Genomic DNA, 24267 nt, shown 5'->3' on the forward strand with positions numbered 1-24267 from the left:
TGTGGGGATGAGTGCATCTGACTTACGGGTTGGTCTCGGACGAGCGTCGGCGGGCGAGAGCGAGGCTTGTCAGCGTCGTGATCGCCATGGCGCCGATGCCGACCAGCGCCGCGGTGGTGTAGGCGCTGTCGTCGGGGAAGAGGTGGCCGGGGTCGGTGCCCGCGGCGAGGATCAGGCCGCCGATGGCGCTGCCCAGGGAGTACCCGACGCTGCGGACGACGTAGTTGAAGCTCATGGCGCTCGACGTCTCGCTCTTGGGGGTGACGGCCAGGATGACGCCGGGCATCGCGGCCGAGAAGCCGCCGACGCCGAAGCCGAGCACGCCCATCGCCGCGAACAGTTCGGCCAGGTCCGACCGGGCCGCCGCGAACAGGGCGAACCCGCCGCCGACCACGACGGCGCTGCCGGCCAGGAGCAGGGGGTCGGCGATCCGCGTCCGGACCCGCGGCGTGAGCTTGCCGGCGACGAACCCCAGCACCGAGAACGGGATGAGGACCAGCCCGGCGACGAAGGTCGTCAGTCCGAAGCCGTAGCCGGCGCCGTGCGGCGTCTGCGCGTACCGGGTGATGAGCGTGAGCAGGAGGTACATGCCGATCCCGCCGACGAACATGGCGAGGTTCGCCCCGGCGACCGCCGGGTGCCGCACCGCCCGCACATCGACCAGGGGCGTCGTGCTGCGCAGCTCGATGACGGCCCAGACGCAGAGCAGCACCACCGCGACGACGGCGAGGCCCGCCGCCAAGGCGAGGTGCCGGCTCCACAGATTCCGTTCGCCGGCGAGGAACAGCACCAGGAGCAGCGCAGCGGCCAGGACGACCGCGCCTGCCACGTCCACGTGGGCGGAGCGGCCTTCGGGGGCTTCGGGCATGGAGCGCCACGCGGTCAGGAGGGCGGCGGCGGTGACGACCAGGCCGAGGCCGTAGGCGGCCCGTACCCCGCCGAGCTCGGCGAGCAGTGCGGCCAGCGGGTAGCCGACGCCGGCCCCGATGATCGAGACCACCGAGATCAGGGCGATCACGGCCGCGCTGCGCTCCTCGGGGAGGTGGTCCCGGGCCACGCCCATCATCAGCGCCGTCAGCCCGAGCCCGACGCCCTGGGCCGCCCTGCCGGCCAGCAGCCACGCGAACGGCAGCGGCAGCACGGTGAGCGCGCTGCCGGCGACGACGACCGCCAGCGTGGCGAGGACCGTGGCCCGCCGGTGCGGGCCGGCTCCGAGCCGGCCCAGGACCGGCGTGGCGACGGCGCCGCTGAGCAGCGCGACGGTCAGCGTCCACTGCGCGCTGCCGAGCGAGACGTGGAACGAGGTCGCCACGCTGGTGATGAGCGGCGTCCCGAGGCTGGCGACCGCCGCCACGACCAGAGCGATGAACATCAGGGCGGGGACCAGCAGCCGCGCCTCGGAACGCGCCACCGGGAACGCCTTCACCGCGACCCCGCCGACCGGCTGCCCGGTCACTGCTTCGGCCCTTCGCGGTCCTGGCTTTCGAGCTCTGCCAGATGCTTCAGCGCCGGAAGAGCCGCCACCAGCGCCTCGACCTCGTCGCCGGTGAGCTCACCGATCAACCGCTCGAACGCGTGGACGCCCGCCTGGCGCCGCGTCCGGACATAGGAGGCGCCGGCCTCGGTCAGGTACACCAGCGTGACCCGCTTGTCGGACGCGTCGCCCCGCCGCTCGACCAGGCCGGACTCCTCCATCACCCGTACCAGGGCGGTCATCGCGGGCTGGGTGACGCCCTCGACCGCGGCCAGATCGGTGATGCGCCGCGGGCCGGTCCGGTCCAGGGTGGCCAGGGTGGCGGCGGACGTCAGGCTCATGTCCCGGGGCAGGCGTCTCGCGGCCCTGGTGGCCAGGCCGTAGAGGGCTGCCCCGATGGCGGCGGACGCGCCAGGAGCGGCGTCTTGACGACTCATGCTCGAAGCATAGCTTTTTTATATTTATAGTTTATGGAAATGGTCGACTGGCGCGGGCGGCCTCGACCGCTGGGAGCCGGTGACGTCGCGGTGCGCTGCCGCATCGACTTCAAGTACGCCCTCGGCCTGGAGCTGGAAGACCCCGGCTTCCACCACAGCGTCCTGTCCGACTTCCGCGACCGGCTCGCCGACGGCGACCGCGCCGACCGGCTGCTGGGCCTCGCGCGCACCCGGATCCGGCGGGCCGGCTTGCTCAAGGGCCGCGGCACCCAGCGCACCGACTCCACCCACATCCTGTCCGCCGCACGGGAGCTGACCCGCCTGGAGCTGGTGACCGAGGCGGTCCGCGCCGTCTTGGAGGCCATGGCCCACCACGCGCCGGAGGTGCTGGACGAGCTGGTTACCGCCGAGTGGGCGGAGCGCTATGGGCGGCCGGTGCGCCTGTGTTCCCAGCCCCGCCATCCCGTCGCCCGGCTCGCCCAGGTGGGCGCTGACGCTCGCGAACTGCTCGGGCGCCTCCATGTCCGCTTCCCCGGCGCGCCCTCCCGGCGCAGGCCGAGGTGCTCCGGCAGATCCTGGTGCAGCACTTCCTGGTCGACGGGCGTGGCAGGTTCCGGCCGCGCACCGAGCGCGATGGCCGGCCGCCGTCGCGGGTGCGGCCGCCTCTCACGTGTCCGGTCCTCTGGGCACCATGGTCCCCTCATGTGAACCGGGATCGCGTGCTTGTGACGGCGGCGGTACGACAGGTGATGGTCAATCAGTTTCCAACGTAGCTGTCGATCCAGGACAGTCCACCAAGATCGAGATGGCGACGCGCTCGGGTGACCGCGACATAGGCGAGACGAGCGTCAGTATCGCTGACGGGTTCAGGGATATGGCGCACCTCGGAATCCTGTTGGTCGGTGTCCTTGGGGGTGGGAAGTCGTCACCGATCCGAACCGTTGGCCATTCGCGGCCCTTGGCCATGTGAGCGGTGGAGACGATTACCTCGGCATCCTCCTCGTCGGCGAGCTTGCCGACCGCAGCGAGGATCGCCTCAGGACCGTGCGTGTCGACCAGGTCGACGAAGGGCTGGAGGTCGCCGCCTGCGGGGTCGTACGCCGCGTTCCTGTACTTCGCCCCAGGAAGCGAAGAGGACGAGTTCGGGATGACTGGTTCGGCGGCCTTCTTTGAGGTCGCGTGCGGCCAACGCCAGTGCGGCAAGTGTGTATCCGCCACGGGCCAGGGCGACGCGGCGGCCTTCGGAGAGGAGCCGCATGACCTCGGCCATGGCGCCGATGTTGGTGCGACACAGCACTGCATCCGGGTTGGCGATGTCTCCGACTTGCGTCGGCATCGTCTCGGTTCCGGTCAACCGGAGGGGCGCCTCGGCGAGTTCGAGCCAGCGGTTGGCCTGTTCGGCGAGGAGGGGGCCGAAGCGGAAGGAGCGGGTGAGGGTGAGTGCGGTTGCGTCATCGAAAGCGGTCATCACGTCGCGCGCGCCGCGCCAGCCGTAGATGGCCTGGGCGGAGTCGCCCGCCATGACGAGCTGGGCGTGGTCGCGCTGCGCATGGAAGACTTGTTCCAGGGCGGGGTTGGTGTCTTGGGCTTCGTCGAGGAAGAGGAAGTCCGCTTCGATCTTCGGCTGGGTCAGGGCCCACATTTTTCGATAGGGGTCGTGTTCGAAGTGGACGACGCCCTGGTCGGGGTTCTGAAGGTCGGCCCACGCTTTGACCGCGAACGGAAAGACCACGTCGGCGAGTTGGGTGTGCTCGGCAGATGTCGCCAGGCGGCGAAGCCGCGGTACATGGTGGCGGCTGAGAGCTCCTGAGCCATGTCTCATGAGACATCTGGGCGCAGCTTCGCCGGGGTTCGCTTTGAGCTCCTGGTTCGACGCTTCCGGCGTGCCGGTGGGTGCGTCGCTCCGGAGGTGGGGGAGGCCGGTATGCCACTCGGCCTGCAACGTGGCGATGGAGGACTTCCTCCGGCTGTACTACGGCTCGAAGTGACGGAGTCGCCGCTCAGGCCAAGCGGCTGGGCTGGACGGCGACGACTGTTCGAACAACGGTCGCCGGGACGGATGTACGCCTCGACCTGCTTCGCAGACTTTCCGAGAGGAGCGGCGCGAGTAGTAGGTCTGGCACGCGTGTCACCCCACCGCCTTGTCAGGCCGCGGGGTGACAGGGAGAGGCAGGGGCAGGGGACGGCCGTCTCAGCCGTCAGCGCTCGGTCAGCTGCTGCTCCCCCGGCAGGCGCCGGCCGCGCACGTGTCGAGCCAGGCGGCGAAGTCCGCGTCGTCACGGGTGCCGATGCCGGTGCTGTAGACCGCGTAGGCTCCGGCGTAGTCGCCGGTGCGGAACTTGGTGAGCATGGCCTGCACGTCGTCCGGGTGGTTCTCGATCATGTAGCGGACGGCCAGGTAGCCCCATGGGTAGGTGCGGGTCAGGTCGGAGTTGGCGTACGTGCTCTGCCACAGGGTGCTCAGGGCGTAGGTGTGCTTCCCGGCATCGGAGAGCGCCTCGGTGTCGGGCACGCCCCGGTAGCTGTACGAGACGTACTCGGCGAAGCCCTCGATCCACCAGATGTCCGGGACCGCCTGGCCCGCGGAGAAGTCGCCGTACGTGTCGTAGCGGCCGTCGAGGTAGTGGGTGTACTCGTGGTTCAGGTTCCAGATGTCCGCCGGGAAGCCGTCGCCCCTGCTCTTCACGTAGGCGACGAAGCGGGCCTGGTTGTTGGGGTCGGCGGGGTTGCCCTCCAGGTATTCGCCGCCGTTGTCGGTGCTGTTGCCGAAGATCCAGCCTGAGTATGTCTGGTAGTCCCTGGGGCTCGCGAAGACGACGATCTGGATGTTGCTGTTGCGGTCGTCGGCGACCGGGCCGCTGTCCCTGACAATGCCGTGGAAGTAGGCGTCCTGTCCCTGCACGCTCTTGCAGGCCTCGGCGAGCGCCGAGTCGGTCAGGGACTGGGCCAGGAAAGTATGCCCGTCATCGCACTTGTAGGTGAGGGGGAGTGCCGCCGCGGTGAGCTTGGACGTCAGGTCGCAGGTGTCGTAGTACGAGCATTGGGCCGCGTCGTGCGCGGAAGTCATCTCGGCGGCGCCGACCCACAGCGGAGTGGTCGGGCCGGTGATCGAGGAGGCGCCGAGCAGGCCCTTCACCATCGGCCGCACCTTGTCCTGGAGCCCGGCCGTGTCGAGGAAGCGCGCCGTCTCGGTTCCGGCGTTGGAGGCCATGAAGTACCAGGTCCCGCTCAGCATCGACATGTGGTTCAGGGTGAACGAGTCCAACGTGTCGATGATGCTCGGGTCGGCGGTGACAGCGCTGATGAATGCGGGGTTGAAGTGGCCGCGGAAGAGCGGGGTGAAGACGTCGTTGACGGCCGATTCCATGCTCCAGTAGGCGTCGTAGGAGCTGTCGTAGGCGTTCAGCACTCTCTTGTACGTGTCCAGGTAGCGAGCCTGCTCGTTGGCGCTGTCCGTCAGGATGATGACGTCGCCCAGGACGTTGCCGTGTTCCGAACTGACGTCCATGAAGTGGCAGTTGGCGGTGAACCCGTCCAGTCCGCCTTCGGTGGCAGCAGCCAGGGTCGGGCCGTAGTCGCCGACGTCGGCCGAGTCGTTGTACTGGACGTAGTAGCCGGCGCGCAGGAACAGTACGAGCTGCCACACGTGGGTGGAGTTGTCGCCGGGATACGACTGCGACGCGTCCCGGAAAGCGTTGGCGACGGTCACCATCTGCGCCTGGCGAAACACGTTGCGGGCGTCCCTACCGGTGATGCCGAACAGCGTATTGATGCAGTCGGTGGTCGAGTCCTGGATGTACGCGACCAGTTCGGATTCGGTACGGGTGCCGAAGTCGGCCGGTGTGCACGACGCGGCTGCCGCGTGTTTCGTGGCTCTGGGAGGCCGTACGGCCTTCGAGGTCGAGGGGGTCTGCGGCAACTGCGGGCTGAGCGGCCGGACATGGCCGGCAGCCAGCCGCCCGCTCTGGACGTCTGCTCGATCGGACGCGGCGGTGTTCGCGCCGAGCGGCGACAGCGCGCGCGGTTTGGGCTTGGTCACGGCGGTGGTCAGGGGAGCAGCCGTTGTGGCGGTCTTCGGTCCGGCTGCTGCGAGGGCCGGTGCGGCCAGCAGGCCTGCGATCAGGGCGCTGACCGCCAGGCCGACGGCCAGAAATCTGGACGCGAATCTGGACGCGAATCTGGACGGACATCCGGGATGGAATCCGGGCAGGGCAGGTCGACGACGCATCAATGGTCCTTCGTGAGTGGGGGGCGCTTCGAGCACGAGCGGCGAGGCGTGAGGGGAACGTCCCACTCACAGGGGCCAACGGCAACGGACCGAGGGATACGACAATGGCGGGGCGGGCCATAACATCTGTGCCCGCAGAGGTAGTTGACGGTCAGGGCGGGACGCCGAGCAGGTCTCCGCCTCGTGTTATGGGTGCGGCGGAAAAACGGTATGGGGCGGGGCGGCCCCCTGCTCCCTACGATCCCGGTATGACGACGAAGAAGCCGCTCCACACCGGTTCGCACGACCTTCCGGTCTCCTCAGCGCTCGCCGAGTTCCTCATGGGGAACTGGGAGTCTTCGCCGCGCGCCGATCCGCCCCCGCAGTCGATCGCACCGTGGGCGGCCAAACGGCGCGACCGGCTGTCCGCGCGCTTCCCCGGCGAACGGCTCGTCATTCCCTCAGGCGTCCTCAAGGCACGCAGCAACGACTGCGACTACCGGTTCCGGCCGCACACCGCGTTCTCGTACCTGACGGGTGGGACCGAGCCGGGCAGCGTCCTGGTCCTCGAACCGACCGCCTCCGGTCACGAGGCGGTGCTGCACGTCCGCCCTCGATCCCCGCGCGACACCGGGGAGTTCTACCGCGACCGCCGCTACGGTGAGATCTGGGTCGGCCGCCGCGCCACCCTCGATGAGGCCTCCTCACTGCTCGGCGTGGCGACCCAGGGCCTCGACGACGTGCCCGCCCGGCTGAGCGGCGCGCGGCCGACCCGCTTGCTGCGCGGCGTCGACCCGGAGACCGACGCGCTGGTCGACAGCACCGGCCGTGAAGAGGCCGACCTCGAATTCGCCTCGTTCCTGTCCGAGATGCGCCTGGTCAAGGACGAGTGGGAGGTCGAGCAGCTGCAGATCGCGGTGGACGCCACGGCGGCAGGGTTCACCGATGTCGTGCGCGCACTGCCCGAGGCCGTCCGCCATCCGCGCGGCGAACGCTGGGTCGAGGGCGTCTTCGGCCTGCGCGCCCGTCTCGAGGGCAACGGCCTCGGCTACGAGACGATCGCCGCCGCCGGAGCGCACGCCTGCGTACTGCACTGGATCGCCAACGACGGTCCGGTCCATCCCGGTGACCTGCTGCTGCTCGACGCCGGCGTCGAGTCGGACACGCTCTACACCGCCGACATCACGCGTACCCTTCCGGTGAGCGGCACCTTCACCGCCGCGCAGCGCGACCTTTATGACCTCGTGCTCGCCGCGCAGGACGCGGGTATCGCAGCGGTCCGGCCGGGCGCGCGCTTTCGTGACTTCCACCTCGCTGCGATGCGGGTCATCGCCGAGGGGCTGCACTCCTGGGGCCTGCTCCCGATGACGCAGGACGCGGCCCTTGAGCCCGAGAGCGGTCTGTTCCGCCGCTACACGTGGTGCAGCAGCGGCCACATGCTGGGCATGGACGTCCACGACTGCGCCGGGGCCCGTGCCGGGCAGTACCTGGACGGCGTCCTGGAGGCGGGCCACGTCCTCACCGTCGAGCCGGGCCTGTATCTCCAGCCGGACGACCTGACGCTGCCGCCGGAGTTGCGCGGCGTCGGCGTGCGCATCGAGGACGATCTGGTCGTCACGCAGGACGGCGCCCGCCTCATGTCGTCGGCGTTGCCGCGCACCGCGTCGGCGATCGAGACGTGGATGGGCGAGCTCCTGGCCTGATCCTGCGTCCCAAGGCGCGGGCGCCGCCGTAACTGGCACTAGGAACGCGGCAGATGGAACGTCTGCGCCGCCCACGCCTGGAAGTGCGCCGACCGCGTGATGAGGTCGCGGTAGGACGCGTGCGCGGAGCTGAACAGTGTCTCCGTGATGTCCTCCGTGACCTGGTCGCGGCGCCATGCGAGCAGATAGCGGGTCCACAGCGGTGTGCCGGTCAGCGGTTTGACGATCACGCCCTGGTTCGGCAGGGTCGTAGCCTGCACGATGGAGACGCCGAGTCCCTCGGCGATCATGTCCTGGAGCTGGAGCCGGTCACCGAGGTACTCATGCACGGCCGTAGGCGTGAACCCGGCTGCCGCGCAGGCCGCGTAGAACACACCCGGCCAGCCGGCACCGTCGTCGGGGGTCAGGAACCAGGCCTCGTCAGCGAGTTCGGCGAGGGGGACCTCCATGCGGTGCTTGAGCCGGTGACCGGCGGGCAGGGCTACGAACGCGGGTTCGTTGACGATCTCGCGATGCGCCACGGCCGCGGAGTGCCGCAGCTCCAATCCGGGGTAGTCCGCGGCGATCGCGGCGTCCAGCTCGCCCTTCTCCAAGTGCTCGACTATCTCCGACGACGGGTAGACGCTGCTCACCGTCAGGGTGAGATCAGGCCTCCGGCTGCGTATGCGGACGACCATGCCGGACAGGACGGGCGAGTTGGTCGCCGCAAGGCGCAGGACCCGGGGTGCTCCGACGCCGTCCCGCGCCGGACGGCGCCTGATGGCATCTGCACGGGCCAGAATGTCGCGCGCCTGAGTCAGGATCTCGAGGCCGTACCGGGTCGGCTCGACTCCCGACGCGGTACGCACGAACAAGTCCTCACCGAAGAGCCGCTCGATCCGCCGCAGTTGGGTGCTCATCGCCGGCTGCGAGTACTTCAGGAGCGTCGCGGCTCGCCCCAGACTCCCGGCGTCGGCGATCGCACACAAGGTCCGTAGATGCCGAAGCTCCAGGTCCATCGTCCGGGCTCCTCGTCTCGACGCTCCTGCCGTCCGCGGTCACCGGGCGACTCTAGCGGTGGTTCATCACCGCGCGTTCGGCCTCGGGGTGCACCTGCCCCGGCCAAGGTGACCAGGCACGAGGCTCCCGAACGGCGGAGCGAGTGCACGTGGCATCTGTTCGCCGGCGGCCGGCAACCGACAGAGCGGAGCGTCGGAGTGGGCAGGGTCGGGATCCGCTTCGCCCGGCAGCAGCGAGGTGAGGACTTCGGCGGTGACGGCACTGTGCCCCGGTTCAGCAGTGTCCCACCCCGGTGGAGGGACGACTCGTCGGCCAGTTTCCATCCCGCTGGCCGACGGAGGTGCGCTCGGTCCCGCTGTTCCCCTCCTGCCGGACAACAGGGGCAACTACTTCAACCAGGTGTCCCTGGCCCCCGGAGTATGGCGGGTGGTCGGGAAAACCGGATCCGAGCGTCCGGCCGGCACGATCGACGACCTCCTCGTCGTCGCCGAGGCCTGAACCAGGAACGCCCTTCCCGCCGGGCGGGTGGGCGGCGGCCCACTCCGGTCGGAATGCGGCATGGTTTCCCGCAGCTCCAGGAGTCACACTGACAGGGTGGACGCGCTTCGTACGGGTGATAAGGGGTTGTTCGGTCCCTCCTCGGTAACCTGGCAGATGCACGGTGATCCCATGATGTGGGTCGCCGGGATCCGCGCGCTCTACCTCCAGGCCCTGCACCCCCGCGCAGTCCGGGGCGTCCTGCAGAACTCCGACTTCCGGCGCGACGCCTGGGGCCGGCTGATGCGCACCGCGAACTTCGTCGGCACGGCGACGTACGGCACCACCGAGGCCGCCGAGAAGGCCGGTGCCCGGGTCCGGAAGATCCACACCGTGCTCAAGGCCACCGACCCGGACACGGGGGAGCGGTACCGGATCGACGAGCCGGAGCTGCTGCTGTGGGTGCACTGCGCCGAGATCGACTCCTATCTGCACGTCCTGCGCCGCTCGGGGTTCCCGCTGACGGACGCGCACGCCGACCGGTACGTCGACGAACACCGGGTCAGCGCACGCCTGGTGGGCCTCGACCCCGCCGACGTACCGGCGAATCGGGCGGAGCTGGCCGCCTACTTCGAGAAGGTGCTGCCGGAGCTCGCCGCCGGGCCCGAGGCGCGGGACGTGGACGACTTCCTGCTGCGACCACCGATCCATCCCCTGCTCCGCCCGGCGCGCGCCCTGCTGTGGCGGCGCGTGGCGCGTCTGGCGTACGGCGCCCTGCCGCCGTACGCCCACGAGCTGTACGGCAGACCCGCACCAGCCCCCTCCGTGGTGACCCGGCGCCTGCGTGTCACGGGCACCGTGCTGCGCTGCGTTCCCGCACGTCTTCGCTGGCAACTCCCGCCCAGACACATCCTGCGGGCCATGGCGCGGCTCGGCCCCGGCTCCCGACCGGCGCCGTACAAAGTCGGCAGATAACTCGCCATACTGGACGGGCCAGGGGAGGGCGCGGCGAGCAGCGACGGGGGCGATCGCACGAGATGGCGGAGACCAGGCTGATCCAGAGCCGGTACCGACTGCTCGATCTGATCGGGCGGGGAGGTATGGGTGAGGTGTGGCGCGCCCGCGACGAGTCGCTGGGGCGGCAGGTGGCCGTGAAGTGCCTCAAACCGCTCGGCCCGCACCACGATCAGTCGTTCACCCGTGTACTGCGGGAGAGATTCCGGCGCGAGGCCCGGGTGGCCGCCGCGCTGCAGCACCGCGGGGTGACCGTGGTGCACGACTTCGGCGAGTCGGAGGGCGTGCTGTACCTGGTCATGGAGCTGCTGGAGGGCCGCAACCTCAGCCAGCTCCTGGAGGACAACAAGCAGCATCCGCTCCCCGTCGCCGATGTCGTCGACATCGCCGACCAGGTGTCCGGGGCCCTCGCCTACACCCACCAACAGGGCATCGTGCACCGCGACCTGAAGCCCGCCAACATCATGCGGCTGGCCGACGGCACGGTGAAGATCTGCGACTTCGGCATCGCGCGCCTCGGCCACGACATCGGCTTCACGGCCCGGCTGACCGGCACCGGCATCGCCATGGGCACCCCGCACTACATGTCGCCGGAGCAGATCAGCGGTGCCCAGGTCGACCAGCGCAGTGATCTGTACTCCTTCGGATGTGTGCTCTACGAAATCGCCACCGGGGCACCGCCGTTCGACCTGGACGACGCGTGGGCGATCCTCGTCGGCCACCGTGACACGCCTCCCGAGCCGCCGCGCCACCACCGCGCCGAGCTCCCCGAGTACTTCGAGCGGATCATCCTGGATCTGCTGGCCAAAGAGCCGGAGAGCCGCCCGCAGGACGCGCGCGAGCTCGGCCGGCGGATCGGCACGGGGCGTACGACTCCGGTGTACGTCCCGACGGTCGTGTCCCCCGCGATCGGCCGTCCCGCCGACGAGCGGCGCATGTTGGAGCCGTCGACGAGGGCTCCCGCACCCTCTTCCTCGCGTGAACCCCGGCTGCCCTCCTGGACCCGGGGCATGACCACCGGCCACAAGGCGACCGGAGCCGGACTGGGCGGCGCCCCGCCGGACGCGGCGGCGGGCCTGACCGGCGAATGGACGGCGCGCCCGAGCACGTCCGCACCGGAGGTGCCGGAGCGCGTCGAACGCCCGACTCCGCCACCGGAGCTGCTCACCACCCTGACGGGCCGGCACAACGCCGGACTGAGCCTCGGGAGGCTCGGCCGATGGACCGAGGCGGGCGAGGTGCACCGCGCGGTCGCCGCCGAACGCGAGCACGTCCTCGGCCCCGACCACCCCGACACCCTCGCCAGCCGCTACGAGGTCGGCTTCACCCTCAGCCGCACCGGACGCGCCGCCGAAGCGCTGCGCGAGTACGCCCGGGTCGCCCGGGGCAGGGAGCGGGCGCTCGGCCCCGACCATCCCGACACCCTGGCCGCGCGTCAGGAAATGGCGTACGTGCTGGGCCAGTTGGGCCGTCACTTCGAGGCACACCAGGCGTACACCGCGGTGCTCGCCGTCCGGGAGCGTGCCATGGGCCCCGACCATCCCGACACCCTGCGCTGCCGCCACAACCTGGCCTTCAACCTGAGCAGGCTGGGCCGCCTGGAGGACTCGTACCGGATGGCGGGCGAGGTCGCCGCCGCGCGGGCCCGAGTGCTCGGTGCGAACCATCCCGACACGCTCGTGACACGCTACGAAGTCGCGTACGCACTCGGTCAGTTGGGCCACTGGCCAGAGGCGTTGCAGACCTATCGGGAAGTCGCCGAGGCACGGGCCCAGGCCCTCGGCCCCGACCACCCGGACACCCTCTCCGCCCGCTACGAGGTCGGCATCAGCCTCGGCCGGCTCGGCCGCAGTGCGCAGGCCCTGGAGCTGTACCGGGACCTGATCGACGACCGCACCCGGGTGCACGGCCCCGCCCACCCCGAGACACTCCGAGCCCGGCACGGCCTCGGCGTCAACCTGGGCCGGATGGGGCGCTGGGAGGAGGCGCTCGCCGAGTCCCGTGACGTGTGGGCCATCCGCGAGCGCGTGCTCGGCCCCGACCACCCGGACACCCTCGTCAGCCGCCGCGAGGTCGCGGTCGGCCTCGGCTGGCTGGGCCGCTGGTCCGACGCCCTCACCGAGTACCGGGGCGTCGCCACCGCCCGCGAACGCGTCCTCGGCGCCGACCACCCCGACGCCCTGGCCAGCCGCAACGACGAGGCACACTGCCTGGAGCAACTGGGCCGGGGCCTGGAGGCGGTGGAGCTGTACCGCCGAGTGGCCGCGTTGCGCCAGCAGCGGGCGGCACGGGGAGGCTGAGAGGCGCCCGTGCGGGGGTTGTGCTCGCCCTGTCCGAGGGGCGGCACCGGCCATACGGCGGTGTCGTGGCCGACCGTGCCGAAGGCCACGCCGGGGCGGGTGCCCGTGCTCGTGCCCCGTCCGGACGCCCGCCGGGTGCCGCGTACCTCTGGCCGTTCTAGATCATCGCGTGCTACGAAGAACCATGCCTGCACACGAGGGATACGACGTCGTGATCGTCGGCGGGGGCCACAACGGACTCGTCGCCGCCGCCTACCTGGCCCGGGCCGGCCGGTCCGTGCTGGTGCTCGAGCGCCTGGGGAGCACCGGCGGCGCCGCCGTGTCCACCCGGCCGTTCGCCGGAGTCGACGCCCGGCTGTCGCGCTACTCCTACCTGGTCAGTCTGCTGCCCCGGAAGATCGTGCGGGATCTGAGCCTCGACTTCCGCGTGCGTGGCCGCACGGTGTCCTCGTACACGCCCGTCGAACGCGGCGGACGGCCCACCGGCCTGCTCGTCGGCGGTGGCGAGCGCCGCACCCGCGAGGCCTTCGCGCGGCTGACCGGCTCCGACCGCGAGTACGAGGCCTGGCAGCGCTTCTACGGCATGACCGGCCAGGTCGCCCAGCAGGTCTTCCCGACACTCACCGAACCGCTTCCCACACGCGAGGAACTCCGCGCCCGCATCGACGACGAGGAGGCCTGGCGGGTCCTCTTCGAGGAGCCGGTCGGCGTCGCCGTGGAGGAGAACTTCGCCGACGACCTCGTACGCGGTGTCGTCCTCACCGACGCGCTCATCGGGACCTTCGCGGACGCCCACGACCCGTCCCTGCGCCAGAACCGCTGCTTCCTGTACCACGTGATCGGCGGCGGCACCGGCGCCTGGGACGTGCCGGTCGGCGGCATGGGCGCCCTCACCGACGCGATCGCCGCGGCGGCGCGCGCCGCGGGCGCCGTGATCGCCACCGGCCACGAGGCGGTGCGCATCCAGACCGACGGACGGGCCGCCGAGGTCACCTACCGCACCGCGGACGGCGAGGGCGTCGCCGCGGCCCGGCACGTCCTCGTGAACGCCTCGCCGCAGGAACTCGCGCACCTCACCGGCGACGAACCGCCCACCCCGGCCGAGGGCGCCCAGCTGAAGGTCAACATGCTGCTCAAGCGGCTGCCGAGGCTGCGCGACACTTCGGTCGACGCGCGCGAGGCCTTCTCCGGCACCTTCCACATCGCCGAGGGCTACGAGCAGTTGGCGACCGCCCACGCGCAGGCCGCGTCCGGCGAACTGCCCACCGCACCGCCCTCCGAGATCTACTGCCACTCCCTCACCGACCCGAGCATCCTCGGCCAGGACCTGGTCGAGCAGGGCTATCAGACCCTCACCCTCTTCGGCCTCCACACACCCGCCCGGCTGTTCGAGCGGGACAACGACGCCGTACGGGCGGAGCTGCTGAAGTCGACGCTGGCGCAGCTGGAGGCGCACCTCGCCGAACCGCTTGCCGACTGCCTGGCCACCGACGCGGACGGCCGCCCCTGCATCGAGGCGAAGACCCCGCTCGACCTGGAGCGCGACCTGCGGCTGCCCGGCGGCAACATCTTCCACCGCGACCTCGCCTTCCCGTACGCCCAGGAGGGCACGGGCCGCTGGGGCGTCGAGACCCGGCACGCGAACGTCCTGCTGTGCGGGGCGGGCGCGGTGCGCGGCGGCGGCGTGAGCGGGGTGCCCGGGCACAACGCGGCCATGGCCGTACTGGAGGGCGCGAACGACTAGGACAGGTCCTGGCTCCGCCGGTCGGTCGTGTGCCGCCGGCGCGGCGCGAGGCCTGGAACTTCGTCGAGGGACCGGCCAGAAATCTGACGGAGCATCAGAAAAGGCCTTCCCTCGGCCGGAGGGCTGCGGCATTCTGCGGCCATGCAGACGGAGCTGAGCAAGAAACTGGGAGTCGAGCACGCCATTTTCGGCTTCACGCCGTTTCCCGCCGTCGCCGCGGCCATCAGTCGCGCGGGCGGATTCGGTGTGCTCGGCGCGGTCCGCTACACCGCACCCGACGACCTCAAACGCGACCTCGACTGGATCGAGGCGAACGTCGACGGCAAACCGTACGGCCTGGACGTCGTCATGCCCGCCAAGAAGGTCGAGGGGGTGACGGAGGCCGACGTCGAGGCGATGATCCCGGAGGGGCACAGGCAGTACGTCAAGGACACCCTCGCCAAGTACGGCGTGCCCGAACTCGCCGAGGGCGAGGCGTCCGGCTGGCGCATCACCGGCTGGATGGAACAGGTCGCCCGCACCCAGCTCGACGTCGCCTTCGACTATCCGATCAAACTGCTCGCCAACGCGCTGGGCTCACCACCCGCCGACGTCGTCGAACGCGCCCACGAGCGCGGGGTGCTCGTCGCGGCCCTCGCGGGCAGCGCCCGGCACGCGCGCAAACACGCCGAGGCGGGCATCGACGTCGTCGTCGCGCAGGGCTACGAGGCGGGCGGCCACACCGGCGAGATCGCCTCGATGGTGCTCACCCCCGAAGTCGTCGACGCCGTCGACCCGCTGCCCGTACTGGCGGCGGGCGGCATCGGCAGCGGACAGCAGGTGGCCGCCGCACTCAGCCTCGGCGCCCAGGGGGTGTGGCTCGGCTCTGTGTGGCTGACCGTCACGGAAGCGGACATGCACGCGCCCGCCGTGACCCGCAAGCTGCTCGCCGCCGGCTCCGGAGACACCGTCCGCTCACGCGCGCTGACCGGCAAACCCGCGCGCCAGCTGCGCACCGAGTGGACCGACGCCTGGGACGACCCGAACGGTCCCGGCACACTGCCCATGCCGCTCCAGGGGCTGCTGGTGGCCGAGGCGGTCTCCCGGATCCAGAAGTACGAGGTGGAACCGCTGCTGGGGACGCCGGTCGGGCAGATCGTCGGCCGGATGAACAGCGAGCGCAGTGTCCAGGCCGTCTTCGACGACCTGACGAGCGGCTTCGAGCGGGCCGTCGAGCGCGTCAACCGGATCGCGGGAAGGGGCGAACAGTCATGAGCACCTCACCCAACGGCTTCTGGGCCCAGGCCACCGCCGACCCCGGACGGACGGTCCTCATCACCCCGGACGGGGACGAGTGGACCGCGGGCCGGCTGCACGCCGCGGCCAACCGGCTCGTCCACGGTCTGCGCGCCGCGGGACTCGAACGCGGCGACGCATTCGCGGTCGTCCTGCCCAACGGCGTCGAGTTCTTCGTCGCCTACCTCGCCGCCTCCCAGGCGGGCCTCTACCTGGTGCCGGTCAACCACCACCTCGTCGGCCCCGAGATCGCCTGGATCGTCTCCGACTCGGGCGCCAAGGTGCTGATCGCCCACGAACGGTTCGCCGACGCCGCCCGCCACGCCGCAGACGAGGCGAAGCTTCCCGCCGCGCAGCGGTACGTGGTGGGCACGGTGGCAGGCTTCCGGCCGTACGCCGAACTCCTCGACGCACAGCCCGACTCGGCGCCCGCCGACCGTACCCTCGGCTGGGTCATGAACTACACCTCGGGCACCACGGGCCGACCCCGCGGCATCCGGCGCCCGCTGCCCGGCAAGCTCCCCGAGGAGTCCCACCTCGGCGGCTTCCTCGGCATCTTCGGCATCAGGCCGTACGACGACAACGTGCACCTGGTCTGCTCACCGCTCTACCACACGGCCGTACTCCAGTTCGCGGGCGCCTCCCTGCACATCGGGCACCGCCTGGTGCTGATGGACAAGTGGACTCCCGAGGAGATGCTCCGTGTCATCGACGCCCACGCCTGCACCCACACCCACATGGTCCCGACCCAGTTCCACCGGCTGCTGGCGCTCCCCGACGAGGTGAAGGCGCGCTACGACGTCTCCTCGATGCGGCATGCCATCCACGGCGCCGCCCCGTGCCCTGACCATGTGAAACGGGCCATGATCGAGTGGTGGGGGCACAGCGTCGAGGAGTACTACGCGGCGAGTGAGGGCGGCGGCGCCTTCGCCACCACCGAGGACTGGCTGAAGAAGCCCGGCACGGTCGGCAAGGCCTGGCCCATCAGCGAACTCGCCGTCTTCGACGACGACGGCAACCGGCTGCCGCCCGGTGAACTCGGCACCGTCTACATGAAGATGAGCACCGGCGGATTCTCGTACCACAAGGACGAGAGCAAGACGAAGAAGAACCGCATCGGCGACTTCTTCACCGTCGGTGACCTGGGCTGTCTCGACGAGGACGGCTATCTCTTCCTCCGTGACCGCAAGATCGACATGATCATCTCGGGTGGGGTCAACATCTACCCGGCCGAGATCGAGGCCGCGCTGCTCTCCCACCCCGCCGTCGCCGACGCGGCCGCCTTCGGCATCCCGCACGACGACTGGGGCGAGGAGGTCAAGGCCGTCGTCGAGCCCGCCCCGGGCCACGAGGCGGGTCCGGCCCTCGCCGCCGACATCCTCGGCCACTGCGAGCGCCTGCTCGCCGGGTACAAGCGTCCCAAGAGCGTCGACTTCATCGAGTCGATGCCGCGCGACCCGAACGGGAAGCTGTACAAGAGGCGCCTGCGGGATCCCTACTGGGAAGGCCGTACGCGAGCGGTGTGACAGCGGAGCAGGCTGTGACCGGGGTGGCCCCCGCCCGTGCGGGCAGGGACCACCCCGCTGCCGTCAGCGGTGCTCGCCCACGCGGATCACCCGCAGCCCGGGCGAGGACAGGATGTCCTTCTCGCAGAACCGGGAGGTGACCCACTTCCCCTCGGAGAACAGCCGCGTCTGGTCGCTGAAGTGCGGCGAGTTCGGGTTCGACGACTGGGAATAGGCCAGCAGCGTACGGGCGACCGGGCAGCGGCCGCCGTCCCACCCGACGGCCTGGATGTACGAGGACCCCGTGGTGACCTCGGTGTAGCCGCCGGCCGCCGCGTCCCACACCGGCTCGGCCTTGTTCCACACCCCGAGCGACTCCGTGCCGCCCGGCACGGGGATGCGCTGACCGCCCCGGACGACGACCTGGTGCGCGCCGAGCGTCGCGTCCAGCGCGATGCCCGCCGCCCGCAGCTCGCTCACCGCGTCGGCGAGGGCCGTGGCCACGCCGGGCGCTTGCGTGTTGAGCGTGTTCGGCGTGCGCACGGGGTCCGCCGCCGAGAACGGGACCTTCCAGAGCTGCGCGGGCACGGTCACGGCGGTCAGCCGCCGCCAGAACCGGTCGAAGAGCAGTGCGCCCCGGCTGCCGGTCTTCATGGAGCGGTCCCACGTCTTCAGCACACCGCACGCCTCGCTCACGTCGACGTCCTTGCCGTCGCTGCCCGTCGCCGTCCCCCCGGGCAACGCGGCACAGGCACGGGCCGTGTCGTCGGCGATGAGGTCACCCGAGGTCGCCCGGTTCGCGAACTGCTGCGCCTGCAGGTCCCGTACGGTCAGCTCCCCCTTCGCGGCCATCGCGGACACGTCCGCCTTTGCGCCGCGCGCACGGGTCGACAGCTGCGAGCCGATCGGCCCGAAGACCCGTTCGTACCCGGTGAGCGGCCGGTCCGTATTGGCCAGCCAGGCACTGTCGTTGGAGTTCTCCGCGTACGGCGCGTCCTTGAGGACCGGCATGCTCGTGGGCCCGAAGATGCCGGGCTGTACGGCGTCGGGGTCGCTGCCCAGCGCGCAGTCGCCGCGGGAGCCGTCGAGGACCGCGATACCGGACGACGGATAGAGGGCCTTGCCCAGCGCCGTCGAGCAGCGCTGCGCCAACTCGTCGGTGATCCGCGGAAGCACCTGCGACTGCGTGAACAGCGAGTGCCCGCCCGAGTCGGCGGCGACCGTGTTGATCCAGGGCAGCCCCTGTGTGCGCCTCAGCGTCGTGAGGACGTCGGCCGTGCCGCGCGCCCGGCGGAAGCCGAGGGCGGTGTCGGGGGCGCGCAGGTTCTCGGCGTTGGGGTCGTTGAGGGCGTACGCCGTCGTGGACGTCCAGGGCAGCGGGAGTCCCGCGCCGAGCGAGGTGACGACCGGGCCGTAGCGGGTCCACCACTGGGTGCGGGTGACGGGCGGGCCGCCCCGCGCCTCGACGGTGACGGTCCGCCTCGTCATCCGCTGCGGCTGCCCGTCCACCAGGTACGTCGTCGGGTCGGCCGGATCCAGTGTCAGCTGATGGAGGTTGAGGGTGACGCCGGTGGCGACGGTATGGCTCCAGGCGAGCCGTGCGTTGTGCCCGATGGAGACCGTGGTGGAGCCGAGCAGCGTGCCGCCCGCCACGTTCAGCTCGCCGGGGATCGTCTGCTGCGACTGCCAGAAACGACGGCCGCCCTGCCACGGGTAGTGCGGGTTGCCGAGCAGCAGCCCGCGGCCGTTCGCCGTGGTGGCACCGCTGAAGGCGACCGCGTTGGACCCCATGTCGGCGGTGTCGAAGAGTCTGCGGGCGGCGCGCGCGGCACTGCGCGCGTCGGGTATGCCGACGGTCGTACGCGCGGCGGCCGTCGCGGGCGGCTGCGCGGCCGTGATGCCGTCGACCGCGCGGCCCTGACCGCCGAGCACCGCCAGCGCGAAGGTACGCGCGGCCACGTCCACCGCGGTCACGGGCCGGACCCAGGCGGCGCCCCGGCAGGCCGGATCGGTGATCCGGTTCTGGGCGAGCCAGGCGTTGTAGCCGGCTGCCCAGCCCCGCATCAGATCCTTGGAATCGCGGCTCGGACCCCGTGGCGCGGGCACCGCGAGCAGCTTCTCGATGGTGTCCGTCGCACGCACGCCGCGGAAGTAGAGGTCGCTGGAGAGGTTCTCGGCCGCCGAGGACAGCGAACCGTCCGGCTCCGCGTCGGGACCGAAGAAGCGGGAGCGTTCGCCACGTACGGTCACGAACCCGTCGGCGAGGGTGCACACCTGGTCGGCGGCCTGCGCCCAGCCGGTGCCGAAGCCGAGGTCCGCGTAGTTCTTCGCGAGGATGTGCGGAATGCCGTACTCGGTGTAGCGGATCACGGCGGACAGACCGCCGGCGGACGGGTGGGACGGAGAGTGCTGACGCTCCTGGCCGTTCGCGGCGGTCGCGGGCAGCGCGGCCGAGGCGGTGAGAAGGGCTACGGCCAGGACGGCGAACCGTCTGGGGCGGATGCGCATCGTGCCTCCCGACATCATTGAGGGAAGGGGCGGTTGAGCGTAACAACAGCCACAGACGTGTGACCTGGTGTCAGCACGTTCCACGGCGGGGTTGATCCTCTTCGCGCCAAGGGCGCGGGAGGCTTGACCCCGTTCGCGGGCCGGAACGAGGATCACGGCACAGCAGTCGGACGAAGGAGCAGGTCATGACGGCGGGTCACAACCCCACGGTGGCGGCGGGACGGAGCGTCACGGTCGACGGGGTGCTGCGGCGCAGCGCCCGGCGGACCCCCGAACGCGTCGCGATCCACTACCGCGACCGGTCCTGGACCTACGCCGAACTCGACGAGGCCGTCTCGCGCGCGGCCCAGGTGCTGCGCTCCTCGGGACTGGCACCGGGCGACCGTGTCGGCGCCTACGGCCACAACTCGGACGCGTACCTGATCGGCTTCCTCGCGTGCGCGCGCGGCGGGCTGGTGCACGTGCCGGTCAACCAGAACCTGACCGGTGACGACCTCGCGTACATCGTCGGACAGGCCGGCTGCGGACTGGTCCTGGCCGACCCGGACCTGGCCGGGAACCTCCCCGAGGGAACCCGCGTGCTCGCCCTGCGCGACAGCGACGACTCGCTGCTCGCTCGACTCGACACGACCACGCCGTACGACGGACCGGAGCCCCGCGGCGAGGACCTGACGCAACTCCTCTACACCTCGGGCACCACCGCGCTGCCCAAGGGCGCCATGCTGACCCACCGTGCGCTGGTGCACGAGTACCTCAGCGCGATCACCGCCCTCGATCTGCAGGCCGGCGATCTGCCCGTCCACTCGCTGCCGCTCTACCACTCGGCGCAGATGCATGTGTTCCTGCTGCCCTATCTCGCGGTCGGCGCCGTGAACGTCATCCTCGACGCGCCCGACGCCGGGCAGATCCTCGACCTGGTCGAGGCCGGTCACGCGGACAGCCTGTTCGCGCCGCCCACCGTATGGATCGCTCTGTCCAACCGGCCCGACTTCGCCACCCGTGACCTGAGCGGACTGCGCAAGGCGTACTACGGGGCGTCGATCATGCCGGTGCCGGTTCTTGAACGGCTGCGGGAGCGGCTGCCGAAGCTGGCGTTCTACAACTGCTTCGGCCAGAGCGAGATCGGACCGCTGGCCATGGTCCTCGGACCCCACGAGCACAAGGGGCGGATGGACTCGTGCGGGCGGCCGGTGCTGTTCGTCGAGGCGCGGGTCGTCGACGAGTCAGGCAAGGACGTGCCCGACGGGGAGCGGGGCGAAATCGTCTACCGATCACCGCAGTTGTGCGAGGGCTACTGGGACAAGCCGGAGGAGACCGCGGAGGCCTTCCGTGACGGCTGGTTCCACTCCGGGGACCTCGCCGTGCGCGACGAGGAGGGCTACTTCACGGTCGTCGACCGGGTGAAGGACGTCATCAACTCCGGTGGCGTGCTGGTCGCCTCGCGCCAGGTCGAGGACGCGCTCTACACACACGACGCCGTCGCCGAGGTGGCCGTGGTCGGGCTCCCGGACGAGCGGTGGATCGAGGCGGTCACGGCGGTCGTGGTCGCCCGTACCGAGGTCTCCGCGGCCGAACTCCTCACTCACGCACGCGAGAAGCTCGCCGCCTTCAAGGCGCCCAAGCGGGTCATCTTCGTGGACGCACTGCCACGCAACGCCAGCGGGAAGATCCTCAAACGCGAGCTGAGGGACCGCTTCGCGGACGCACGGGCCGAAACCGCTCAGGGGTAGGGCGCCCTGGCGGAGACGGCCGGTGACCGTCGTGTCCGACCGTCACCGCTCGCCCCGGGACGGGCCCGGCGTGGGCGTTCTCCCTGACCTGGGCTTCCACGGAGGGCTGTTGCTCGCCCCGCTCCGCTTCGAGCGCGTCCGCACGTCGATCGCGGGCCACTTGGTGCCGGGGTCGCGGCCGTCGGTCGCGATGGCCGCCGCGGGTTGCGCCGCATGCGTCAGCGGGTCGCCTCCGTCGCCACCGAGCGCGCCCACCGGTAGTCGGCCTTGCCGCTGGGCGAGCGCTGGATGGTGTCGGTGATGACGAGCTGGCGGGGGATCTTGTAGCCGGCCAGGTGACCCCGGCAGTGGGTCTGGATGTCCTCCAGCGAAGGCCTGCCCGCGCCCTCGCGGAGCTGGACGACCGCCGCCACATGGTTGCCCCACTTCTCGTCCGGCACCCCGGCGACCAGCGCGTCGTACACGTCCGGATGGGACTTCAGGGCCTGCTCGACCTCCTCCGGATAGACCTTCTCGCCACCGGTGTTGATGCACTGGGAGCCGCGGCCGAGGACGGTGACGATGCCCTCCTCGTCGACCGTCGCCATGTCGCCGAGCAGCACCCACCGCTCGCCGTCCTTCTGGAAGAAGGTCTCGGCGGTCTTCTTCGGGTCGTTGTAGTAGCCGAGGGGCACATGGCCGCGCTGTGCGACCCGGCCGGGTTCACCGACGGCGACCGGCTTGTACGTGGCCGGATCCACCACCTGCGTACGGGAGTTGACCCGCAGCCGGAAATCCTGTCCGGCCCCCGAGTCCGCGGTCGCGGTGCCGTTGAAGCCGGACTCCGAGGAGCCGTAGTTGTTGAGCAGCATCACGTTCGGGACCAGTGACTGGAACTGCTCGCGCACCGTCTCCGACATGATCGCGCCGGAGGAGGACACGCTGAACATCGAGGAGAGGTCCGTGCCCTTCATCGGCCCCCGCAGTGCGTCGATCAGCGGGCGCAGCATCGCGTCGCCGACCAGCGACATGCTGGTGACCTTCTCCTTCGCCACCGTTCGCAGGACCTCTTCGGGCACGAACTTGCGGTGGATCACGACCCGTTGGCCGAAGTTGAACCCGATGAACGCCGTCAGTGTCGAGGTGCCGTGCATCAGCGGGGGAGTGGGGAAGAAGGTGATGCCCTCGCCGCCGGCCGCCACCCGCTCGGCGAGCTCCTCCGGCTTGCTGACCGGCTCGCCCGTCGGGGCTCCGCCGCCCAGCCCGGAGAAGAACAGGTCCTCCTGGCGCCACATCACACCCTTGGGCATGCCGGTGGTGCCTCCGGTGTAGATGATGAACTGGTCGTCCGCCGAGCGCGGCGGGAAACCCCGCTCGGGGGATCCGGCGGCCTCGGCCTCGGCGAAGTCCAGGGCGGGCAGGGAAGCCCCGTCGGTCGCCGCGCTCCCCACCCGCAGGAGATGCCGCAGCGCCGAGGCCCGCGGCAGTGCCGCCGCCACCCGGTCGGTGAACTCCGCGTCGAAGACCAGCGCCACCAGATCCGCGTCCCGGTAGAGGTAGACCAACTCCTCTTCCACGTAACGGTAGTTGACGTTGACCGGCACGATCCGTGCCTTCAGGCAGCCCAGCACGGTCTGCACGTACTCGACGCCGTTGTAGAGGTGCAGTCCGAGGTGCTCGCCGGGGCGGATGCCGCTGTCGATCAGGTGATGGGCGACGCGATTCGCCGCCGCGTCGAGTTGCGCGTACGTCAGACGGCGCTCCGCGCCCGTGCCCGGATGGTCGATGTACACGAGGGCCTCGCGGCCCGGAACCACGTCGACGACCGACTCGAACAGGTCGGCAAGGTTGTACTCCACCGCTCCTCCTGACGTCGTGCGTCCGGTCCCGCCCCTCGGCTCGACGGCCATCAGAGCAAAGCCCGCCACAACTGGGAAGGGCCCGCGCAGAAGAAATCTGACTGACTGTCAGAAAACTCTTGTACTGGTCCCGCGCCTACTGCAACCTGTTCTCGTTCCAGAGAGCCTGTCTGACGGGAGGACGGCAATGGGTGGTACGGAACACCTCACCGTGCAGCGCGAAGGCGCCACACTGGTACTCACGCTCAACAGGCCCGAGGCCAAGAACGCGCTCTCGCTGCCGATGCTCGTCGGTCTGTACGACGGCTGGATCGAGGCCGACGAGGACGACGCGATCCGCTCGATCGTGCTCACCGGTGCGGGGGACGCCTTCTGCGCCGGCATGGACCTCAAGGCGCTGGCGGGGCGGCGCATGGAGGGCCAGCAGTACCGGGACCGGCTGAAGGCCGACCCCGATCTGCACTGGAAGGCGATGCTGCGCCACCACCGCCCCCGCAAACCGGTGATCGCCGCCGTCGAGGGGCACTGTGTCGCGGGCGGTACCGAGATCCTCCAGGGCACCGACATCCGGGTCGCGGGGGAGTCGGCGACCTTCGGGCTCTTCGAAGTCAAGCGAGGGCTGTTCCCCATCGGCGGCTCCACGGTCCGCCTGCAACGCCAGATCCCCCGCACGCACGCCCTGGAGATGCTCCTCACGGGGCGTCCGTACTCGGCCCGGGAGGCCGCCGGGATCGGCCTGGTCGGACACGTCGTGCCCGACGGGACGGCGCGGCAGAAGGCCCTCGAGATCGCCGAACTGATCAACGCCTGCGGTCCGCTGGCCGTCGAGGCGGTGAAGGCGTCCGTGTACGAGACGGCCGAGATGACGGAGACGGAGGGCCTCGCGGCCGAGCTGACCCGCGGCTGGCCGGTCTTCGACACCGCCGACGCGAAGGAAGGCTCCCGAGCCTTCACCGAGAAACGCCCACCCGTCTATCGGCGCGCGTGACGTCCGGGGTCGTGACGGTGCGCGGGGCCGTGACGGGCGTGATCCTCGCCCTCCCCCCCCGACGGAGT

At 70.8% G+C, this 24267-nt stretch carries 16 protein-coding genes and 1 pseudogene; 10 read left to right on the plus strand and 7 right to left on the minus strand.

Annotated features, from left to right (window positions below):
• Nucleotides 1–22: 22 nt before the first annotated feature.
• Both ACIRA5_RS30950 and ACIRA5_RS30955 read right to left on the minus strand, forming a co-directional pair.
• Nucleotides 23–1456, minus strand: coding sequence for an MFS transporter (locus ACIRA5_RS30950; RefSeq protein WP_403696139.1), 1434 nt, complete (start codon nucleotides 1454–1456; stop codon nucleotides 23–25).
• The gene (locus ACIRA5_RS30955; RefSeq protein ID WP_403696551.1) at nucleotides 1453–1815 is read right to left on the minus strand and encodes a MarR family winged helix-turn-helix transcriptional regulator; all 363 of its coding nucleotides are present in this window, start codon (nucleotides 1813–1815) and stop codon (nucleotides 1453–1455) included. The genes ACIRA5_RS30950 and ACIRA5_RS30955 overlap by 4 nt, the downstream gene beginning before the upstream one ends.
• A gap of 135 nt (nucleotides 1816–1950) precedes the next feature.
• Here ACIRA5_RS30955 and ACIRA5_RS30960 point away from each other — a divergent pair, with 135 nt between their 5' ends.
• Nucleotides 1951–2619 (plus strand): transposase, encoded by a 669-nt coding sequence (locus ACIRA5_RS30960; protein WP_403696142.1) that lies wholly within the window; start codon nucleotides 1951–1953, stop codon nucleotides 2617–2619.
• A 49-nt stretch (nucleotides 2620–2668) separates the two neighbouring features.
• On the opposite strand, the pseudogene ACIRA5_RS30965 reads toward ACIRA5_RS30960, so the two are convergent.
• Nucleotides 2669–3712: pseudogene (locus ACIRA5_RS30965) on the minus strand (UvrD-helicase domain-containing protein); the annotation flags it as partial.
• A 408-nt stretch (nucleotides 3713–4120) separates the two neighbouring features.
• Complete coding sequence (locus ACIRA5_RS30970; protein WP_403696144.1) at nucleotides 4121–6139, minus strand: collagenase; 2019 nt, start codon at nucleotides 6137–6139, stop codon at nucleotides 4121–4123.
• 248 nt (nucleotides 6140–6387) lie between these two features.
• On the opposite strand from ACIRA5_RS30970, the gene ACIRA5_RS30975 reads away from it, so the two are divergent.
• Entirely contained in the window at nucleotides 6388–7821 is a 1434-nt protein-coding gene (locus ACIRA5_RS30975) for an aminopeptidase P family protein (protein WP_403696147.1), read from the plus strand.
• Between the two features lie 38 nt (nucleotides 7822–7859).
• Here ACIRA5_RS30975 and ACIRA5_RS30980 read toward each other — a convergent pair whose 3' ends face one another.
• Nucleotides 7860–8819: a LysR family transcriptional regulator gene (locus ACIRA5_RS30980; protein WP_403696150.1), complete on the minus strand. Its 960-nt coding sequence runs from the start codon at nucleotides 8817–8819 to the stop codon at nucleotides 7860–7862.
• A 253-nt stretch (nucleotides 8820–9072) separates the two neighbouring features.
• On the opposite strand from ACIRA5_RS30980, the gene ACIRA5_RS30985 reads away from it, so the two are divergent.
• The 6 genes from ACIRA5_RS30985 to ACIRA5_RS31010 all read left to right on the plus strand — a co-directional run bounded on the left by ACIRA5_RS30985 (nucleotide 9073) and on the right by ACIRA5_RS31010 (nucleotide 17156).
• Nucleotides 9073–9318 (plus strand): hypothetical protein, encoded by a 246-nt coding sequence (locus ACIRA5_RS30985; protein WP_403696153.1) that lies wholly within the window; start codon nucleotides 9073–9075, stop codon nucleotides 9316–9318.
• 60 nt (nucleotides 9319–9378) lie between these two features.
• The gene (locus ACIRA5_RS30990; protein WP_403696156.1) at nucleotides 9379–10272 is read left to right on the plus strand and encodes an oxygenase MpaB family protein; all 894 of its coding nucleotides are present in this window, start codon (nucleotides 9379–9381) and stop codon (nucleotides 10270–10272) included.
• A 62-nt stretch (nucleotides 10273–10334) separates the two neighbouring features.
• Complete coding sequence (locus tag ACIRA5_RS30995; RefSeq protein WP_403696159.1) at nucleotides 10335–12611, plus strand: tetratricopeptide repeat protein; 2277 nt, start codon at nucleotides 10335–10337, stop codon at nucleotides 12609–12611.
• Nucleotides 12612–12795: 184 nt separating this feature from the next.
• Nucleotides 12796–14355: an NAD(P)/FAD-dependent oxidoreductase gene (locus ACIRA5_RS31000; RefSeq protein WP_352051934.1), complete on the plus strand. Its 1560-nt coding sequence runs from the start codon at nucleotides 12796–12798 to the stop codon at nucleotides 14353–14355.
• A gap of 141 nt (nucleotides 14356–14496) precedes the next feature.
• Nucleotides 14497–15609 carry an NAD(P)H-dependent flavin oxidoreductase gene (locus ACIRA5_RS31005; RefSeq protein WP_403696162.1) on the plus strand — a complete coding sequence of 371 codons (1113 nt, stop codon included), beginning with the start codon at nucleotides 14497–14499 and terminating at the stop codon, nucleotides 15607–15609.
• A complete protein-coding gene (locus ACIRA5_RS31010; protein ID WP_403696164.1) occupies nucleotides 15606–17156 on the plus strand; it encodes an acyl-CoA synthetase in 1551 nt (516 codons plus the stop codon). Before ACIRA5_RS31005 ends, ACIRA5_RS31010 begins: the two co-directional genes overlap by 4 nt.
• A 63-nt stretch (nucleotides 17157–17219) precedes the next feature.
• Here ACIRA5_RS31010 and ACIRA5_RS31015 read toward each other — a convergent pair whose 3' ends face one another.
• Nucleotides 17220–19643 carry a penicillin acylase family protein gene (locus ACIRA5_RS31015; protein WP_403696165.1) on the minus strand — a complete coding sequence of 808 codons (2424 nt, stop codon included), beginning with the start codon at nucleotides 19641–19643 and terminating at the stop codon, nucleotides 17220–17222.
• Between the two features lie 185 nt (nucleotides 19644–19828).
• Between ACIRA5_RS31015 and ACIRA5_RS31020 the strand changes: the two genes are divergently transcribed.
• Nucleotides 19829–21373 (plus strand): acyl-CoA synthetase, encoded by a 1545-nt coding sequence (locus ACIRA5_RS31020; RefSeq protein ID WP_403696168.1) that lies wholly within the window; start codon nucleotides 19829–19831, stop codon nucleotides 21371–21373.
• 218 nt (nucleotides 21374–21591) lie between these two features.
• Here ACIRA5_RS31020 and ACIRA5_RS31025 read toward each other — a convergent pair whose 3' ends face one another.
• A complete protein-coding gene (locus tag ACIRA5_RS31025) occupies nucleotides 21592–23211 on the minus strand; it encodes an acyl-CoA synthetase (RefSeq protein ID WP_403696171.1) in 1620 nt (539 codons plus the stop codon).
• Nucleotides 23212–23398: 187 nt separating this feature from the next.
• On the opposite strand from ACIRA5_RS31025, the gene ACIRA5_RS31030 reads away from it, so the two are divergent.
• Entirely contained in the window at nucleotides 23399–24199 is an 801-nt protein-coding gene (locus ACIRA5_RS31030; RefSeq protein ID WP_403696173.1) for a crotonase/enoyl-CoA hydratase family protein, read from the plus strand.
• Nucleotides 24200–24267 lie beyond the last annotated feature (68 nt).

The organism is Streptomyces sp. NPDC096311 (assembly GCF_044763085.1).
Lineage (GTDB): Bacteria > Actinomycetota > Actinomycetes > Streptomycetales > Streptomycetaceae > Streptomyces.

Excerpts from the sequence above, each read along its gene's own strand:
- ACIRA5_RS30975 (WP_403696147.1), top strand. The coding sequence starts at position 6,388 with ATGACGACGAAGAAGCCGCTCCACACCGGTTCGCACGACCTTCCGGTC.
- ACIRA5_RS31020 (WP_403696168.1), top strand. The coding sequence starts at position 19,829 with ATGACGGCGGGTCACAACCCCACGGTGGCGGCGGGACGGAGCGTCACG.
- ACIRA5_RS30970 (WP_403696144.1), bottom strand. The coding sequence starts at position 6,139 with ATGCGTCGTCGACCTGCCCTGCCCGGATTCCATCCCGGATGTCCGTCC.
- ACIRA5_RS31005 (WP_403696162.1), top strand. The coding sequence starts at position 14,497 with ATGCAGACGGAGCTGAGCAAGAAACTGGGAGTCGAGCACGCCATTTTC.
- ACIRA5_RS31030 (WP_403696173.1), top strand. The coding sequence starts at position 23,399 with ATGGGTGGTACGGAACACCTCACCGTGCAGCGCGAAGGCGCCACACTG.
- ACIRA5_RS30990 (WP_403696156.1), top strand. The coding sequence starts at position 9,379 with ATGGTTTCCCGCAGCTCCAGGAGTCACACTGACAGGGTGGACGCGCTT.
- ACIRA5_RS31000 (WP_352051934.1), top strand. The coding sequence starts at position 12,796 with ATGCCTGCACACGAGGGATACGACGTCGTGATCGTCGGCGGGGGCCAC.
- ACIRA5_RS31010 (WP_403696164.1), top strand. The coding sequence starts at position 15,606 with ATGAGCACCTCACCCAACGGCTTCTGGGCCCAGGCCACCGCCGACCCC.
- ACIRA5_RS30960 (WP_403696142.1), top strand. The coding sequence starts at position 1,951 with ATGGTCGACTGGCGCGGGCGGCCTCGACCGCTGGGAGCCGGTGACGTC.
- ACIRA5_RS30980 (WP_403696150.1), bottom strand. The coding sequence starts at position 8,819 with ATGGACCTGGAGCTTCGGCATCTACGGACCTTGTGTGCGATCGCCGAC.
- ACIRA5_RS30955 (WP_403696551.1), bottom strand. The coding sequence starts at position 1,815 with ATGAGCCTGACGTCCGCCGCCACCCTGGCCACCCTGGACCGGACCGGC.
- ACIRA5_RS30995 (WP_403696159.1), top strand. The coding sequence starts at position 10,335 with ATGGCGGAGACCAGGCTGATCCAGAGCCGGTACCGACTGCTCGATCTG.
- ACIRA5_RS31015 (WP_403696165.1), bottom strand. The coding sequence starts at position 19,643 with ATGCGCATCCGCCCCAGACGGTTCGCCGTCCTGGCCGTAGCCCTTCTC.